The sequence below is a fragment of the Paenalcaligenes hermetiae genome, from assembly GCF_039543645.1.
Lineage (GTDB): Bacteria > Pseudomonadota > Gammaproteobacteria > Burkholderiales > Burkholderiaceae_B > Paenalcaligenes > Paenalcaligenes hermetiae.
In genome coordinates this window covers 276,746-292,550 of sequence record NZ_BAABKD010000001.1, presented here as the reverse complement: position 1 = coordinate 292,550, position 15,805 = coordinate 276,746, and the positions used below count along the sequence as shown (strand labels likewise).

Annotated in this window: 16 protein-coding genes; 15 read left to right on the top strand and 1 reads right to left on the bottom strand. The window is 49.2% G+C overall.

What is annotated here, in order from left to right:
• Positions 1–51: 51 nt before the first annotated feature.
• The 8 genes from ABD980_RS01400 (at position 52) to ABD980_RS01365 (ending at position 6,986) form a co-directional block, all read left to right on the top strand.
• Positions 52–1,527 carry an aldehyde dehydrogenase family protein gene (locus ABD980_RS01400; protein WP_345369051.1) on the top strand — a complete coding sequence of 492 codons (1,476 nt, stop codon included), beginning with the start codon at positions 52–54 and terminating at the stop codon, positions 1,525–1,527.
• Positions 1,528–1,581: 54 nt separating this feature from the next.
• Positions 1,582–2,439 (top strand): transporter, encoded by an 858-nt coding sequence (locus ABD980_RS01395; protein WP_345369049.1) that lies wholly within the window; start codon positions 1,582–1,584, stop codon positions 2,437–2,439.
• 32 nt (positions 2,440–2,471) lie between these two features.
• Positions 2,472–3,653, top strand: a complete 1,182-nt coding sequence (locus ABD980_RS01390) for an amine dehydrogenase large subunit (protein WP_345369047.1) — start codon at positions 2,472–2,474, stop codon at positions 3,651–3,653.
• A 2-nt stretch (positions 3,654–3,655) separates the two neighbouring features.
• Positions 3,656–4,201 (top strand): MauE/DoxX family redox-associated membrane protein, encoded by a 546-nt coding sequence (locus tag ABD980_RS01385; protein ID WP_300647444.1) that lies wholly within the window; start codon positions 3,656–3,658, stop codon positions 4,199–4,201.
• Positions 4,202–4,855: a methylamine dehydrogenase accessory protein MauD gene (gene mauD, locus ABD980_RS01380; protein WP_300647443.1), complete on the top strand. Its 654-nt coding sequence runs from the start codon at positions 4,202–4,204 to the stop codon at positions 4,853–4,855.
• Complete coding sequence (locus ABD980_RS01375; RefSeq protein ID WP_260650679.1) at positions 4,839–5,363, top strand: methylamine dehydrogenase light chain; 525 nt, start codon at positions 4,839–4,841, stop codon at positions 5,361–5,363. Before mauD ends, ABD980_RS01375 begins: the two co-directional genes overlap by 17 nt.
• A gap of 49 nt (positions 5,364–5,412) precedes the next feature.
• Complete coding sequence (locus tag ABD980_RS01370; protein WP_345369041.1) at positions 5,413–5,928, top strand: cytochrome C; 516 nt, start codon at positions 5,413–5,415, stop codon at positions 5,926–5,928.
• Positions 5,929–6,032: 104 nt separating this feature from the next.
• Complete coding sequence (locus ABD980_RS01365) at positions 6,033–6,986, top strand: AraC-like ligand-binding domain-containing protein (RefSeq protein ID WP_345369039.1); 954 nt, start codon at positions 6,033–6,035, stop codon at positions 6,984–6,986.
• Here ABD980_RS01365 and ABD980_RS01360 read toward each other — a convergent pair.
• The gene (locus ABD980_RS01360) at positions 6,907–7,890 is read right to left on the bottom strand and encodes a LysR substrate-binding domain-containing protein (protein ID WP_260650676.1); all 984 of its coding nucleotides are present in this window, start codon (positions 7,888–7,890) and stop codon (positions 6,907–6,909) included. The genes ABD980_RS01365 and ABD980_RS01360 overlap by 80 nt on opposite strands.
• 103 nt (positions 7,891–7,993) lie before the next feature.
• Here ABD980_RS01360 and ABD980_RS01355 point away from each other — a divergent pair, with 103 nt between their 5' ends.
• From ABD980_RS01355 to ABD980_RS01325, 7 genes are all read left to right on the top strand, one after another.
• Complete coding sequence (locus ABD980_RS01355; RefSeq protein ID WP_260650675.1) at positions 7,994–9,010, top strand: aromatic ring-hydroxylating dioxygenase subunit alpha; 1,017 nt, start codon at positions 7,994–7,996, stop codon at positions 9,008–9,010.
• A 94-nt stretch (positions 9,011–9,104) separates the two neighbouring features.
• On the top strand, positions 9,105–10,301 hold the full coding sequence (locus ABD980_RS01350; protein WP_345369036.1) for an aminotransferase-like domain-containing protein: 1,197 nt from the start codon (positions 9,105–9,107) through the stop codon (positions 10,299–10,301).
• Positions 10,302–10,364: 63 nt separating this feature from the next.
• The gene (ubiA, locus tag ABD980_RS01345) at positions 10,365–11,303 is read left to right on the top strand and encodes a 4-hydroxybenzoate octaprenyltransferase (RefSeq protein WP_345369034.1); all 939 of its coding nucleotides are present in this window, start codon (positions 10,365–10,367) and stop codon (positions 11,301–11,303) included.
• A 111-nt stretch (positions 11,304–11,414) separates the two neighbouring features.
• On the top strand, positions 11,415–12,692 hold the full coding sequence (locus tag ABD980_RS01340; protein ID WP_300647626.1) for a putative Na+/H+ antiporter: 1,278 nt from the start codon (positions 11,415–11,417) through the stop codon (positions 12,690–12,692).
• A 102-nt stretch (positions 12,693–12,794) separates the two neighbouring features.
• Positions 12,795–13,019: an FmdB family zinc ribbon protein gene (locus ABD980_RS01335; protein ID WP_300647321.1), complete on the top strand. Its 225-nt coding sequence runs from the start codon at positions 12,795–12,797 to the stop codon at positions 13,017–13,019.
• A gap of 64 nt (positions 13,020–13,083) precedes the next feature.
• A complete protein-coding gene (aspS, locus tag ABD980_RS01330) occupies positions 13,084–14,883 on the top strand; it encodes an aspartate--tRNA ligase (protein ID WP_300647322.1) in 1,800 nt (599 codons plus the stop codon).
• 12 nt (positions 14,884–14,895) lie between these two features.
• Positions 14,896–15,747 (top strand): endonuclease/exonuclease/phosphatase family protein, encoded by an 852-nt coding sequence (locus ABD980_RS01325; protein WP_300647323.1) that lies wholly within the window; start codon positions 14,896–14,898, stop codon positions 15,745–15,747.
• The last annotated feature ends 58 nt before the right edge of the window (positions 15,748–15,805 follow it).

Below are 15,805 nucleotides of genomic sequence, written 5' to 3'. Positions count from 1 at the left end.
TACTTGAAGTGTAAAAAAACGCCTTAGCCCGTATAACGAGGAGACCAATTTATGACAACGCAGACAATTTCAGGGATTCGAGAGCATATGATTATTGGCGGCCAGCCAGTAGATCAAAGCCAAGGTGAACGCATTCCTGTTTATAACCCCGCTACAGGGCAAGTGATTGCACAGCAACCAGAGGCAGGGACTCAGGGGGTGGATCTGGCCGTAAAAGCGGCGCATCAGGCATTGACCGAGTCCGAGTGGGCCACCATGCTACCCGCACAGCGTGAGCGCTTGTTATTAAAACTGGCGGATTTGCTCGAGGCCAATGCGGACGAAATGGCGCAGCTTGAAACAGCTAACAATGGTAAGTTGCTTAGCATATCGTATGGGCTTGAGGTGTATTCGGGCGCACAGTGGTTACGTTATATGGCGGGCTGGGCGACAAAGGTTTCAGGGGATGTATTAAATGTTTCTATCCCTTTTCCACCAAAGACGGGCTATCACGCTTATACCCGTTTGGAGCCCGTAGGCGTGGTAGCGGCTATTGTGCCATGGAACTTTCCTTTGTTGATGGCGATTTGGAAAATGGCCCCAGCGCTTGCTGCTGGGTGTACCGTGGTTTTGAAACCCGCAGAGGAAACCCCCCTAACCGCCATTCGTCTTGCTGAATTAGCGTTAGAGGCCGGTATCCCCGCCGGGGTATTTAATGTGATTACAGGACGTGGAGAAAGCACCGGAGCAGCGTTAACCGCTCATCCTCTGGTCAATAAAATTTCCTTTACAGGGTCAACAGAAGTTGGGCATATCATTGCCGCACAAGCGGCTAAAGATATGAAACGAGTAGCCCTAGAGCTTGGTGGAAAGTCGCCTGTTTTGATTTTTGACGATTGTGATGTAGAGCAAGCCATTCAAGGGGCGGCGAATGCGATTTTCTTTAACCAAGGGCAGGTGTGTACAGCTGGCTCTCGGATTTATGTGCAATCCGGTATTTATGATGAGGTCGTCAATGGTATTGCCGCTTTAGCCGATCAGATGGTGTTGGGTGATGGCTTTGATGAGAAGACGCAAATCGCACCATTGATTTCGGCTCGTCAAAAAGAGCGTGTGGAAAAGTATATTGCGATCGGTCAAAAAGAAGGGCGCCAATTGACCACAAACACCGAGCGACCAGAGCAAGGTTTTTTTGTACGACCGACCGTTTTTGCGGATGTGGATATTGGGGCCCGTATTGCTCAGGAAGAGATTTTTGGCCCGGTACTGGTGGCGAACCGCTTTGAGCAAGAAACACAAGCCATCGAGCTTGCGAATCAAACCCCTTTTGGCTTAGGTGCCAGTGTTTGGACCAACGATGTCAATCGCATTCATCGTCTTGTTCCGGCTATTCAGGCAGGAACAGTATGGGTGAATACACATAATATGCTTGACCCGCATATGCCATTTGGAGGCTTTAAACAGTCAGGGGTCGGGCGCGAGCACGGAAAAGCCTCTGTAGAGGCGTATTTAGAACCTAAGTCTGTATGTATTGCGTATAGCAAATAAAAAGGGGGCTATTGCCCCCATCAAAAATAGAAAAAATAAAGTAAGGAGACAGCCATGTCATGGAAAGGGTGGACATGCGTGGGGTTGTTGTTAGCTAGCTCAGCGAGTTGGGCAGACCCCAGTGCTAGAGATTGGATCCCTGCGCCCGCAGGCACCAACATTATTGCTGGCTATCTTGGCTACCAAAAAGCAAATCGTATGTATGAAGATGGCCGTCGAGTTCAAGGCGCCCCTAAACTCGATGTGCAGTATGGTATTTATCGCCAAATGCATTATCGCGAACTCGCGGGTAAAACGGTGCAATATGAGGTCATCGTTCCGGTTAGTCGAGCCACGCTAAAGGGGAATGGTTTTCCTAAAGATCGTCTTAGCGGAGTCGGAGATGTGAATATCGGCGCTGCGGTGTGGCTTCATAACAATGATGAAACGCGAACTTATGTTGCTTGGGAGCCGTTTTTAGTGCTACCGACTGGGCGCTATCGTGGATCTCAAGCGGATGTATCGCCAGGAGAGAATAGGTGGAGCCTAATCCAGGATTTTGCTTTTGTAAAAGGGATAGGCAAAAGTAGTTATATCGAGGGGATGGCTGAGTTCGAGGTTTTTGGGAAAAACACGAATTATTACGGTCAAACGCTGAAAAAAAATCCGGCGATGCGACTTATGGCGTTTGCCTCTACCGATTTGAGTCCCTCTACTTACGTAGGGTTACGCTATCGTTATGAAACAGGGGGCAAAGAAAAGATCCATGGACAAAAGGTAGCTGGGTCAGCTAACGATCATCAGATTGCGGCAGAATTAACGCACCAACTTAATGATCAACATCAGTTGCAGCTGCAATATGCACACGATATCAAAGTAAGAAATGGACCAAAATTTAACGGAGTGCAGTTGCGCTATGCCTTTCTATTTTAAAGCGTAATACCAAGCCAACAAAGGAGATAACAATGCAATTATGGAAAAAGCGTGGGGTGCAGACAGCGTTAGCCGTCGCTGGAGGTCTATTCGCTTTAGGAGCGATGGCACAGCAGTACCAACCGATGGAGCGGTTAACGGGTGGGCATAAACTATCCCCAGAGGCGCAAGACCGGATCTATGTGATGGATACGGTTTTTCATCATCTAACAGAAAGCCGTGTTCATATTTTTGATGGGGCCAACGGTAAGTTTTTGGGCATGATTCCTACGAGCTTTAATGGCCACATGCAGGTATCAAATGATGGTAAAAAAATCTATACCATGACTACATATCACGAGCGAGTCACTCGGGGTAAGCGTACGGATGTCGTGGAGATTTGGGATGCGCTATCACTTGAGTTCGAAAAGGAAATCATCCTACCGAATAATCGTGTACAAGGCTTGAACTATCGAGGCATGTTCCGTCAATCCACGGATGGAAAATTCATTATTTTACAAAACGCGACCCCTGCTGTATCGGTAGCGGTGGTCGATGTAGAAAAGGGCGAGCATGTAGCAGAATTGACGGCTACGGCTGGTTGTTGGAGTGTGAATCCGCTACCTAATCGTGATCGGAGCTTTACGACGATTTGCGGAGACGGCACCTTATTGACCATTGATTTAGATGAGAACGGACAAATCTCGTCGCAGCATCGTAGTGATACCTTCTTTTCCGTTAAAGACGACCCTATTTTTATTACTCCCGGTTTTGTGGATAACAAAGCGCATTTTGTGTCCTTTTATGGAAACCTATACACTGCCGACTTTAATGGGGAGCAGGTCAAGTTAGAGTCATCCTGGTCCTTAGTTAATGACGAGGATAGAGCGAAAGGTTGGACACCAGGAGGTTATAACCTATTAGCGACTCACGATAAAAATAAACGCTTATATGTGCTCATGCATCCCGATGGAGCTGAGGGAACCCATAAAAACCCAGCTGCTGAAATCTGGGTGTTTGATTTAGTGAAAAAAGAGCGTATTGCCCGTGTGCCAGGCTTGGATATTTTATCGTTATCTGTGGATGAGCCAGGTAATCGCTTGCTTGGGATTGATGGGGGCAATGTTCATATTTTTGACATCAGTGCAGCTGAGCCTAAGTTGATCCGCACTATTGAAAATGCGGGAGAGGCCGCTTTGCAAGCTGAGCCACATCCAGCAGTCAAAGGGAGCTAGCCATGGACCCGTTGATACTGTATTTGGTTGCTGCAGCACTGGCTGTGATTCTGCTGACCGGTGCTTTGGATAAGCTGCGGCACTTTAGCGTATTTGAGGGGGCTGTGCTGGCATATCGCTTGATTCCGGCCAGTATAAGCAAAGTATTTGCGGGGGCATTTGTTGCGGCGGAGCTGGCTGCAGCCCTGTTATTACTGCTCCCTCATTGGCGTACTGAAGGGGCGTGGCTTGCACTAGGGGTGCTGGGGGTGGCTACGGCTGGCGTTGTGGTGAATCTAGGACGCGGTCATACCGATGTGGCGTGTGGGTGTGGCAATTTAAAACAGCAGTCCGCGGGTTTATCTTGGTGGTTGGTGGGACGCAATGCGGTGCTGTTATCGGCATTAAGCGTGCTGTTTTTGCCTCGCACTGCTTTTATTGAGCGGTCTTTGGGCTGGGTCGATGGACTTACATTTTTTGGGGCCGCCCTCGCTTTACTAGGGTTGTATTTTGCCGCCAATCAGTTAATTGAATCCCATATCAAGTTACAAAAACTCAAGGAGATTTAAATGGGAGCGCTTGTTATTTCAAATGTGTTGTTGTGGGCAGTCATTGTGGCTTTGGTGATTGTGGTGTTGGCGCTATCGCGTCAAATAGGTGTGCTTTATGAGCGTGTAGCGCCGATGGGAGCCCTGACGATGGACAAAGGGCCAGAAGTGGGCGATGCGGCTCCTACCTTTGAATTAAATGACCTATTGGGACGCCCACAAACCATTGGTATGCCCTCAACGCATAGCCAGTTACTGTTCTTTTTATCCCCAACCTGCCCAGTGTGTAAAAAACTGATGCCCATTTTGCGCTCCATTGCGAGCACGGAAAAATCCTGGTTGCGTGTGGTGTTAGCGAGCGATGGTGAAATGCCAGAGCATTTGGCATTTTATAAGCAGGCCAACCTCGACCCTTTCCCTTACATTCTATCAACGAGTTTAGGCATGAGCTTTCATATTAGTAAATTGCCCTATGCCGTACTCATGGATGAAAACGGGGTGATTCGCGCTAAGGGGCTTATTAACTCACGTGAGCAGCTAGAGAGCCTGTTTACAGCAAAGGAACTGGGGGTAGCATCGATGCAGGACTACTTGCGTCATGCTGAAACCAATCCAGCGGAGCTCAATGAGTTAAATCTTTCACGTAAGGAGAAAAACAATGCATTGGTTGGATAATTTAGGCGAGCAGATTTCGCGGCGCTTAGCGCACCGCTCATCGCGTCGTAGTGTATTGGCGACATTAGGTAAGTCACTGGTGGCTACTGCGGGTGTGTTGCCTGTGCTACCTGTAGCGCGCGCGGCGAATCGATCACCCGGGCTGGATATTTCTGAAGTCAGTGACGAAGAGATGAACTCTTGCGACTACTGGCGTCATTGTGCGGTGGATGGCTTCTTATGTTCATGTTGTGGAGGGACCGCAAATACTTGTCCTCCTGGAACAACGCCATCACCGATTTCTTGGGTGGGCACGTGCCATAACCCGCATGATGGTAAGGACTACCTAGTCAGCTATCACGATTGTTGCGGTAAAACCGCGTGTAACCGCTGTGCATGTAACACGCAAACTCGTGAGCGTCCCGGCTATGAGTTTTTCTTACATAATGATGTGAACTGGTGCATGGCAAATGAAAACAGCACCTTCCACTGCACTACCTCCGTATTAATTGGTCTAGCGAAAAACTAATACCAAAGGGCAAGCCTTTTTGTGCTTGCCCTCTTAAGAGGAGACAAAAATGAAAGCGTATTTGTTTACAGCTTTGGTGGGAGCGCTGTTCATATTGAGTCCGGCTACACAGGCAAAGCGCCCTATTCCAGCGACTAACGCAGAGCAACTGGCGTATTTTTTAGGTAATGAGGGGGCCTATAAAGACTATATGTTGCAGTGCGCAGGCTGTCATCGTTTTGATGGGAAAGGTGCAGAAAACCGAGGAATCCCCAGCTTTGTGGACTCGATTGGTTTATTTACACGTCTTCCTGAGGGGCGCTCTTATATGATTCGTGTGCCCGGTGCTGCCCAGTCACAGATCAATAATGATGAGTTGGCATTGGTGCTGAATTGGATTGTGGCGAATTACAGCCCTGAAGAATACCAAAGTGGCCATTACAGGCCATTTACTGCGGCAGAGGTCGGGGCATCACGGGGCCATCGTTTAGCAGATGTGGCCGCAGAACGCGCTCGACTAGAACAGATAATGCAGGAAAAAGGGTGGCAGCCAGCGAATTACCTTTATGGTCGAGCTGGGCGCTAATAGGCGTGCTAAGGGTTTATCTGCGTAGGCGATTTGGGGTTAAAAGCAGTATAAATAACAGAGAAAATTATAAAAGGCTGCAATGTTGAAGTGACGAGGTAGCCATGTTATTACACACATCACCCGTACAATTTCACTCACTAGACGATTGGCGCACGTTTATTGACCAAACCTTTGTGCCCCTTGAAGTTCAAGTGCGGGGGCGGGGAGGGTTTGTGCCACAAGCAGGGCATTGTGCTGTTGGCCCACTTTCTATTACTGAATTACACATTAGCGCAACCACCGTTGTGCGGACGCCGGCCTTAGCAAAACGGTCTGAACAGGCCATCTATAAAGCATCTTTACAGCTACAAGGCACAAGCGAGATTATTCAAAATAACCGTCGTGTGACCCTGACACCTGGGCATTGGGCCATGTATGACACGACGCAGCCCTATACTGTGCATGTGGGCGATGATGCACAGTTTTTGGTGCTTATGATCGAACCTGATCTACTCAGCATGTGGCAGCCTTACTTATCGGTGGCTTTAGCACGTAGTTTTGATACACAGTCAGGGTGTGGGCACTTGGTGCGGCAAATGCTAAAAAGCATTATTCGTCAACCACAAACCTTTTCTGACACTACCGCTGACAGCGTTGCGCACGCTTTGATTCAGCTCATGGGGGCGCAGCTAAGTGAACCGTTTCTTGCGGATACTCCTAAGCCGCAAACTGTGCGTGAAATTCAACTTGTAAAAATTCAGCACTATATTCAACAGAACCTGCATCGTTCCGATTTAAACGTAGATAAGCTGTGTCAGGTTTTTAGATGCTCGCGGCGTTATTTGTATAACTTATTTGCTCTACAGGATTTAGCTCCAGCAGACTATATACAGCGTCAGCGTTTAATAAGCAGTTGTGAGCGGTTGGCTGATCCAAGCTATCAGCGGCCGATTGCGGAGCTTGCCTACCAGCATGGGTTTAAAGATGCCACCGCCTTTAGTCATGCTTTTCGGCGTCGTTATGGGGTGTCGCCGACGGTATGGCGTCAGCAGCAGCTCTCTCAGGCTGTGATGTAACGCGTAGTGCCAAGCTAATAAAACGATGAAAAGCACGGGCTTGCGGCTTATTGAATACCGCCGGTTGCCAGGTCATGACATAGGGCCACTCTAAATCTAAAAAACGCGCTCCCACAGGCATGCAAAGTTGTTGTTGTGCCAACAGAGGCTGCACATAGGCGTATTGGGCCAACATGATGCCATGCCCAGCCTGAGTCGCAGCAAGTGCTTGGTGCGATAAGCTAAACGTAAGCCGAGGGGGAGGAGGGGTAATTGGTTCTGCTTGAGCATAGTGAGCAAACCAGTTTTCCCAAGAGGGTGGGGAGCTAAAACGCGGTTGCCAATCCACCGCAATAAGAGGGTGTTGACACAAATCCGTCAGCTGATGGATGGGGTGATTAGCGATCAGGCTAGGGTGACACACCGGCACGACCCGATCTGTAAAAAGCGTTAGATAATGTAGGTTCTGAGGGATAGTTTGCGCATAAGTAAACCGAAAATCCACCCGCTCATTGGCGTAATCAGGCTCGTGATGTGATCCATGCAAGTGCAAACGCACCACTGGCTCTTGGGCTTGTTGCCAAGCGTGGAGTCGCGGTAATAGCCAGTCATTTAAAAAAGAAGGCAGCGCACTAATGTGTAAGCTGCGTTCTTGTTCATCAAGCAATAGTTGTGTTTGCGCTTCGCGTAGCTGCTCAAACGCTTCTGTACAACGCTGATGAAAATCCACCCCAGCGGCAGTAAGGCGCAAACGTCGGCCCTCTTTAAAAAATAACGCCGCACTCAGGTGTTTTTCTAGTAGTTGGAGCTGTTGGCTCACCGCACCGGTGCTAATTCCTAAGCGGCGTGCCGCGTCTTGAATACTTTCACTATGGCCGACCGTTTCAAAAATTTGCAACGCACGTAGTGGGGGCAACGTCTGCATACTCACCACCTATTGTTTAGAAAAACTAAAATAAAAAGCAAAATTTATTAGATATTATTGTTTTATCATCCGGTTATCTACTCTTATTTATGCTTCCATTACTATGTTCTTAGAAAATGCTTGGTATGTTGCCGCCTTATCGACCGATGTGAGCCGTCGTCCTTTTGCGGTAAAAATGTTGAATCAGTCGTTGGTATTGTTCCGTAAACAAGATGGCACGGTGGTGGCCTTAGAAGACTCCTGTCCCCACCGTCGTCTTCCGTTATCCATGGGACGCGTACAGGGTGATACCATTGAGTGTGGCTATCACGGCTTACGTTTTGATTGCTCGGGAGCCTGTGTGGGCGCTCCCACCGCAACAGATATTCCCCCCACCGCTGTCGTGCGCCAATACCCGGCTGTAGAAAAATATGGGGTCATTTGGGTGTGGATGGGTGATGCCCAACAAGCCAATGCAGACGATATTATCCAAATTAAAGAATGGGATGATCCCAACTGGGGTGTTAATCGGGGCGATGCCATGGAGGTAGCTTGTAATTATCTCTATATTACGGATAACCTTCTTGACCCTTCACACGTAACGTGGGTTCACCAAAGCTCATTTGGTAGCCATGATTTGGTAGGAGTACCGCTGGAAGTCACCGAGGCCGACAACGGAGTAACAGTTTGGCGCTGGTTGCGTGATATTGAAGTGTCTCCGTTTTACAAAAAATTTGTGAAATTTGAAGGTAACTGTGACCGTAAACAGCAGTATGAAATGCGCTACCCCGCCCATGCCGTAATTCGTGCTATTTTTACGCCAGCCGGCACCGGTAGTGACGAGGGGGATTTTCATCCTGATGTGTTCTTGATGGACTCGTATAACTTTTTGACGCCTATTGATGAAAAGAACACGCGTTATTTTTGGTTCCAGCTACGTAACTTTAGTCCAAATGACGAGGAGGTCTCGCGTATTTTTAACGAAGACGTGCGCGCAGCGTTTCACGAAGACAAGGTGGTGCTCGAAGCGGTACAGCAGGGTATGGATGCCAAAGGCGCTCGTTTGAGCTTGCCTTCGGATAAAGGCGCCTTGTTATTCCGTCGACGTATGAGTGAAAAAATACGAGCAGAAAAAGCCTAGCTATTCACGCTTTTGGTTTAATACTGTAATCTAGTGTGTATAACTTTATTAATTGATGTATTAACCGTTTTTTAAGCAGGGTCATCGTCACATCATGGATTCTCACACCCCTTATACGTTTTCTAATCGGGCTAATCAGCTCACCAGCTCCGCTATTCGAGAGATCCTAAAGGTCACCACTCGACCTGAAATCATTTCTTTTGCGGGTGGTCTGCCCTCAGCTGACGGTTTCCCTATTACTGAACTACGCCAAGCCTTTGATACGGTACTGGCTACTGATGGTCGTGCTGCGTTGCAGTATGGTCCTACCGAGGGTTACACCCCGTTGCGCGAGTGGGTGGCACAGGACCTGAGCACCGAAAACGTCAACATCGATGTGAACGAGGTATTGATTGTCTCTGGTTCACAGCAAGCATTAGATATGCTTGGCAAGCTATTTATCGATGTGGGTAGTAAAGTTCTAGTGGAATCGCCCACTTATTTGGGCGCGTTGCAATCCTTTTCTGTTTTCGAACCAGAATACGTGGCAATGGACACGGACGATGGCGGTTTAATCCCCGCCGAGGTCTCTACAGCCAAAGCGGCTGGTGCCCGCTTTTTGTACGCTCTGCCTAACTTTCAAAATCCCACTGGGCGCACTATGAGCGAGGCACGGCGTCAGGAACTCGTCGAGCGTTGTGCCGCTGCTGGTATCCCTATTATCGAAGACGATCCTTACGGAGAGCTGCGCTACAAGGGCACACCTCAGCCGAGCTTGCTCCATCTGGGCCGCAAAGCCGGTGCTACCGTGGTACGCTTAGGCTCGTTTTCTAAAGTCTTAGCACCCGGATTGCGTCTAGGCTATATTGTGGCGCCAGCTGCGATTATCGATAAATTGGTCCAAATCAAACAAGCCACCGATTTGCACTCGCCCTCGGTGACACAAATGGCAGTGTACGAAGCCGTAAAAGGTGGGTTTTTACAGCAGCATTTGCCAACGGTACGTGACTTGTATAAACAACAATGCCAATACATGTTGGATGCCATGGCGCAGCATTTCCCCGATAATGTAAAATGGACACGCCCCGAAGGGGGGATGTTCTTATGGGTAACCTTGCCTGAACACATGGACTCGCAAGAGCTATTGCATAAAGCCATCGAGCGCAATGTGGCTTTTGTGCCGGGCGAGCCTTTTTATGCTGCCGGCGAACCCAAGCGGAACACGTTCCGTCTAAGCTTTGTGACGGTTTCCGAAGATCGTATCCGTGAAGGGATTGCGATCTTAGGCCAACTCATTCGCGAGCAAATGTAATTGGTTCATTGAGCATGAGCAGCCGTGCTTTGTCACGGCTGTTTGTTTTTGAGCGGTCTGATTATGCAGCCTCATTTTCCTTCTCCTTTTGATTCCTCTCGGCCAGATCTGGCGGATATGCGCCCCAATGATTGGGTGGCGCGCTGGCTACCACCGTCTTGGGGGCCGTATGCACGGCTTTGCCGCTTAGATCGTCCTGTAGGCACGTGGTTAACGTTGTTGCCTTGTATTGCCGCCCTGATTCAAGCGGCAGGGGGCTGGCCGGATCTTTGGCGGCTTTTTATTTTTTCTTTCGGTGCGTTATTGATGCGCGGCGTGGGCTGCTGTTTTAATGATATTTTTGACCGAGATTTTGATCATCAGGTTGAGCGCACTCGCTTTAGACCTTTGACAAGTGGACAGCTAAGCCTTAAGAACGCGTGGATTTTTGTTTTTGCTCAGCTCGTCATTGCCGCCTTATTATTATTGGCGATCAACAGCTACAGCCGTTGGCTTGCTTTGTTGTTATTGCCGTTAGTGGTCATTTACCCGTTATGTAAGCGTTTTACGCATTGGCCGCAAGCGGTGCTTGGTATTGCTTTTAATTGGGGCATGTTGATGGCGTGGTCGGATACGCAAAACACGGTGCCTTTAGCCGCTATCGCTATGTGGGCGGGGGCGGTAACGTGGCAAATTGGCTACGACGCGATCTATGGCTACATTGATATGGAGGACGATCTAAAGCTTGGTCTTAAATCCGCGGCAATTCGCTTTGGGGATCAGGGCAAACTGTGGTTAAGCGGTTTTTATGGGGTGAGCGTATTACTTTGGATATGGGCAGGCTATGCCATGGGTATGCATTGGGCATACTTTGTGATTATGGTGGGGATCGCACTGCACTTAGCGTGGCAAATCTATCAGTTTGATCCCAAAAAGCGTGAATTAGGCCTGCCGTTGTTTAGGGCAAACATGACGGTTGGTGTGCTTTTAGTCATAGCGGCTTTAGGTGGCACATTACTGTAAAAGGGTGGGCCTCATCATAGATCCATGTAAAATGACGCCTGATCCGGTGCTTGCCAGATCAATTGAGATTGAGACAGTCCGCCCAGTGGGGCGTTACAAAAAAGGTGCTTTATGCCAACCACAATGGAAATGGTTGCAACTATATTGTTTGCAACGGCAATTATTCATACGTTTTCGGTCCCCGTCTTTGCGCGTTTAGCTAATAAGGGCGGGCCCCATGCAGGCCTTTGGCATATGTTGTCCGAGGTCGAAGCCGTTTTTGGTGTGTGGGCGTTTGTTTTAATTGTGTTTATCTCTGTGTTTATCGGCCTGGATCAGGCGGTTGAATACATGGATACACGTAATTTTACTGAGCCAGCTTTTGTTTTTGCGATCATGGTAGTCGCAGCGAGCCGCCCCATATTAGAAATGGTGTCTAAGCTCGTCAAAGTCATTGCTAATATCCTACCGATTCGTAATGAGTACGCCATGTTCTTTGTCACCATGTCCGTGGTGCCACTTTTTGGTTCCCTAATCACTGAACCGGCAGCGATGACACTGGCGGCGTTGTTATTACGGGATCAATATTTTAAACGCTCTGGTAGAGCAGTCTTTAAATACCTCACTATTGGGGTTTTGTTTGTCAATATTTCCATCGGTGGGGTACTGACTTCGTATGCGGCCCCACCCGTACTCATGGTGGCGCAAACCTTTAATTGGGACACGGCCTATATGGCGACACACTTTGGTTGGCGTGCCGCGGTGGCTGTGTTGATCAATGCTGCGCTTTTGACCTTTATTAGCCGCTCTGCCTTAGTGGAGGCCCCCGAATCGATTCCCCAGCCTACCGATACCAAGCAGCGTCCAGATGTACCATGGGTTGTTATGGGCATTCATTTGCTGTTTTTAGTGGGTATTGTTTTGTCTGCTCACCACCCGGTGATCTTTTTGGGTATGTTGATGATGTTTGTGGGGTATGCACACGCCTACTCCAAACATCAAAACCCGCTCTTGATTCGCGAGGGGTTGATGGTGGGCTTTTTCTTAGCGGGATTGGTGATTTTAGGCGGCTTGCAAAAATGGTGGTTGCAAGACCTCTTGGGCGGTATGTCACCCTTGGCGCTTTTTGTGGGAGCGACGGCGCTAACAGCGATCACAGATAATGCGGCGCTGACTTATCTTGGCTCTTTGGTCGAGGGCACTAGCGAGCTTTGGCGTTATATGCTGGTGGCGGGGGCGGTGACCGGCGGTGGCTTAACTGTAATCGCGAATGCACCTAACCCAGCGGGTTTCTCGATTCTAAAAGGTACTTTCCCCGATGGCGCGATTTCTCCCTTGCGCTTGTTAATGGCCGCAGCCGTCCCCACGTTAATTGCGGCGGGTATGTTTTTATTACCTACCTCTTTTTAATGAAAACTGGGTGTTGCGTACCCAAGCACTGTACGTTGGGTGCGCAAACGCGCTAAAATTAGCGCATTGTGTTTGTTTGATTATTGATTTATAGGATTAGTCGTGCCTATTTATGCTTATAAATGCAGCGCTTGTGATCATGAACAAGACGTCTTACAGAAAATGTCTGATCCTGTGCTGACGGTTTGTCCCGCGTGCAATCAGTCAACCTACGTAAAACAGGTCACAGCCGCTGGCTTTCAACTAAAAGGTGATGGTTGGTACGTAACCGATTTCCGCGATGGCCCTAAATCCAATAGTGCCCCATCCGGCGGTTCCTCTGACTAAACCATAGGGCGCTCGGCGCCCTTTTAATCCTATATTGTTTACAAGTTTACTGGAGTCATCCTAGATGCGTACCTGCTACACCGGCGAATTAAACACCCAACATCTGGGTCAAACGGTCACCTTATTCGGGTGGGTTCACCGCCGCCGCGACCATGGTGGTGTGATTTTTATCGACTTACGCGACCGCGCTGGCTTAGCGCAGGTGGTGGTTAATCCGGACAATGCCGATATGTTCGCCACAGCCGAGCGCATCCGTAATGAATACTGCTTACGTATCACTGGCGAGGTCCGTGAGCGCCCCGAGGGCACGGTTAATCCCGATCTACCCTCTGGTCAGGTCGAAGTGGTGTGCTCTGAAATCGAAATCCTTAATCCTTCTGTAACGCCTGCGTTCCAGCTGGATGACGACAACCTATCCGAGACCACGCGCTTAACGCATCGTGTCTTGGACTTACGTCGCCCCCAAATGCAAAAAAACCTCATGTTGCGCCATCAGGTCACACGTGCCGTGCGCAACTACTTGGACGACTTAGGTTTTATTGATATCGAAACCCCCGTGCTAACCAAAAGCACCCCCGAAGGCGCGCGTGACTATTTAGTCCCATCTCGTGTTAACCCCGGCGAATTCTTTGCTTTACCCCAGTCGCCACAGCTATTTAAACAGATGCTGATGGTATCGGGCTTTGATCGTTACTACCAAATCACCAAATGCTTCCGTGACGAAGACTTACGCGCGGATCGCCAGCCAGAATTCACTCAGATTGACTGCGAGGTCTCTTTCCTTAACGAGGAACAAATCCGTGAGATTTTTGAAAACATGGTACGTCATGTTTTTAAAACGGTTTTGGATGTCGAGCTCCCTAACCCTTTCCCTACCATGACTTGGCAAGAAGCCATGCACCGTTTTGGTTCGGATAAGCCCGACTTACGCGTTAACCTCGAGTTCACCGATGTGGCTGACCTCATGAAAGACGTGGACTTTAAAGTTTTCTCCGGTCCGGCCAACGACCCTAACAGCCGCGTCGTAGCACTGCGTGTTCCAGGTGGTGGCGAGCTGACCCGCAGCGAGATCGATGCCTACACGAAATTTGTCGGGATTTATGGCGCCAAAGGGCTGGCTTACATCAAAGTTAACGATGCCAAAACCATTCCTGGTGGCCTACAGTCTCCTATTGTAAAAAACATTCACGATACCGCCCTTAGCCAGCTGATTGAGCGCACCGGAGCGCAGGATGGCGATTTGATTTTCTTTGGTGCTGACAAAACTCAGGTCGTTAATGATGCGATCGGGGCGCTACGCATTAAAATCGGTCACAGTGAGCATGGTCGCAAAAACGGTCTGTTCACCCCTGGTTGGAAACCTTTGTGGGTGGTGGATTTCCCCATGTTTGAGTACGACGAAGAAGACAAGCGTTATGTCGCCGCTCATCACCCCTTTACCAGCCCTAAAGACGGTCACGAAGACCTACTCACAACCGAGCCTCAAAAAGTCTTAGCCAAAGCCTATGATATGGTATTGAATGGCTGGGAAATGGGCGGTGGTTCCGTGCGTATTCATCGCGCTGATGTCCAAAGTAAAGTCTTTGCCGCGTTGGGTATTGATGAAAACGAAGCCCGTGAAAAATTTGGTTTCTTGCTTGATGCCTTGCAGTACGGGGCGCCGCCGCATGGTGGGGTCGCTTTTGGTTTGGACCGCATGGTCACAATGATGGCCGGGGCCGACTCCATTCGCGATGTTATTGCTTTCCCCAAAACCCAGCGTGCGCAGTGCTTGTTAACCCAAGCGCCTTCCGCAGTGGATGAGAAACAGCTCAAAGAGCTACATATCCGCTTGCGTCCTACGGAGCCTAAACCTACGGTTTAATAGGAGTCATGTGTGTCCATTGTCCGCGTTGTTAGCTATAACATTCACAAAGGTCGTTCAGCTACGGGAAATCGTGAATCGTTAGCTGACTTGCGGCTTGGGCTCTACAATTTGGCACCGGATTTATTGTTTCTGCAAGAGGTCCAAGGCCGTAATGAGCGGCGTGCTACCTTAGATGCGCAACACGAGTCTTTAGCTGCCGCGCTGAGCATGCAAACGGCGTATGGTTGTAATGCCGTACGCCAACATACGGATCATGGTAATGCGTTGCTCTCCCGCTATCCCATTTTACAGTTTGAAAACCAAGACGTTTCAGATCATCGCTTAGAGCAGCGGGGTTTGCTGCACGCGGTGGTTGAGATTGATGACACGCCAGTGCATTGTATTGTGGTGCATTTGGGGTTATTTGCGGGTGGGCGTACACGCCAGACACAAGCGCTAGTACAGCGCATCAAAGACCTGGTTCCAGAGCATGCGCCGTTAATTATTGCGGGTGATTTTAATGATTGGACCAATAAATTGGCGCCATTATTTGTCGACCAGCTTAATTTATACGAAGTTTTTTCTTTTTCCCCCGAAGGCCTAGATAAAAAGCGGTTTCGTCTAAAAGCCCCTTCACGCTGGTTAAAACAGGGGTTTACGAACGATGGCCAGCAGATGACAACTATTCCCGAGCTTGGGGCAAATGGCGCAGCACGTATGACGCCGCCACCACGTACTTTTCCCGCTGTCTTCCCTTGGTTGCGCCTGGATCGTATCTATCAGCGCGGTTTTGCTGTGCGTAGCGCCCGAGTCTTGCACGGGGCGCCTTGGTCACAGATTTCTGACCATGCGCCAATCTTTGCTGAGCTTGAGCTGCCTTAGTCTGCGCGTTATTTTGCTACCCCTCTTTTCAGCAGTTTTCCCCATAACGGCGTTTAGC

Bases quoted from the DNA above. Each gene is read 5' to 3' on its own strand.
- ABD980_RS01400 (WP_345369051.1), top strand. From the start codon at position 52: ATGACAACGCAGACAATTTCAGGGATTCGAGAGCATATGATTATTGGC.
- ABD980_RS01395 (WP_345369049.1), top strand. From the start codon at position 1,582: ATGTCATGGAAAGGGTGGACATGCGTGGGGTTGTTGTTAGCTAGCTCA.
- ABD980_RS01390 (WP_345369047.1), top strand. From the start codon at position 2,472: ATGCAATTATGGAAAAAGCGTGGGGTGCAGACAGCGTTAGCCGTCGCT.
- ABD980_RS01385 (WP_300647444.1), top strand. From the start codon at position 3,656: ATGGACCCGTTGATACTGTATTTGGTTGCTGCAGCACTGGCTGTGATT.
- mauD (WP_300647443.1), top strand. From the start codon at position 4,202: ATGGGAGCGCTTGTTATTTCAAATGTGTTGTTGTGGGCAGTCATTGTG.
- ABD980_RS01375 (WP_260650679.1), top strand. From the start codon at position 4,839: ATGCATTGGTTGGATAATTTAGGCGAGCAGATTTCGCGGCGCTTAGCG.
- ABD980_RS01370 (WP_345369041.1), top strand. From the start codon at position 5,413: ATGAAAGCGTATTTGTTTACAGCTTTGGTGGGAGCGCTGTTCATATTG.
- ABD980_RS01365 (WP_345369039.1), top strand. From the start codon at position 6,033: ATGTTATTACACACATCACCCGTACAATTTCACTCACTAGACGATTGG.
- ABD980_RS01360 (WP_260650676.1), bottom strand. From the start codon at position 7,890: ATGCAGACGTTGCCCCCACTACGTGCGTTGCAAATTTTTGAAACGGTC.
- ABD980_RS01355 (WP_260650675.1), top strand. From the start codon at position 7,994: ATGTTCTTAGAAAATGCTTGGTATGTTGCCGCCTTATCGACCGATGTG.
- ABD980_RS01350 (WP_345369036.1), top strand. From the start codon at position 9,105: ATGGATTCTCACACCCCTTATACGTTTTCTAATCGGGCTAATCAGCTC.
- ubiA (WP_345369034.1), top strand. From the start codon at position 10,365: ATGCAGCCTCATTTTCCTTCTCCTTTTGATTCCTCTCGGCCAGATCTG.
- ABD980_RS01340 (WP_300647626.1), top strand. From the start codon at position 11,415: ATGCCAACCACAATGGAAATGGTTGCAACTATATTGTTTGCAACGGCA.
- aspS (WP_300647322.1), top strand. From the start codon at position 13,084: ATGCGTACCTGCTACACCGGCGAATTAAACACCCAACATCTGGGTCAA.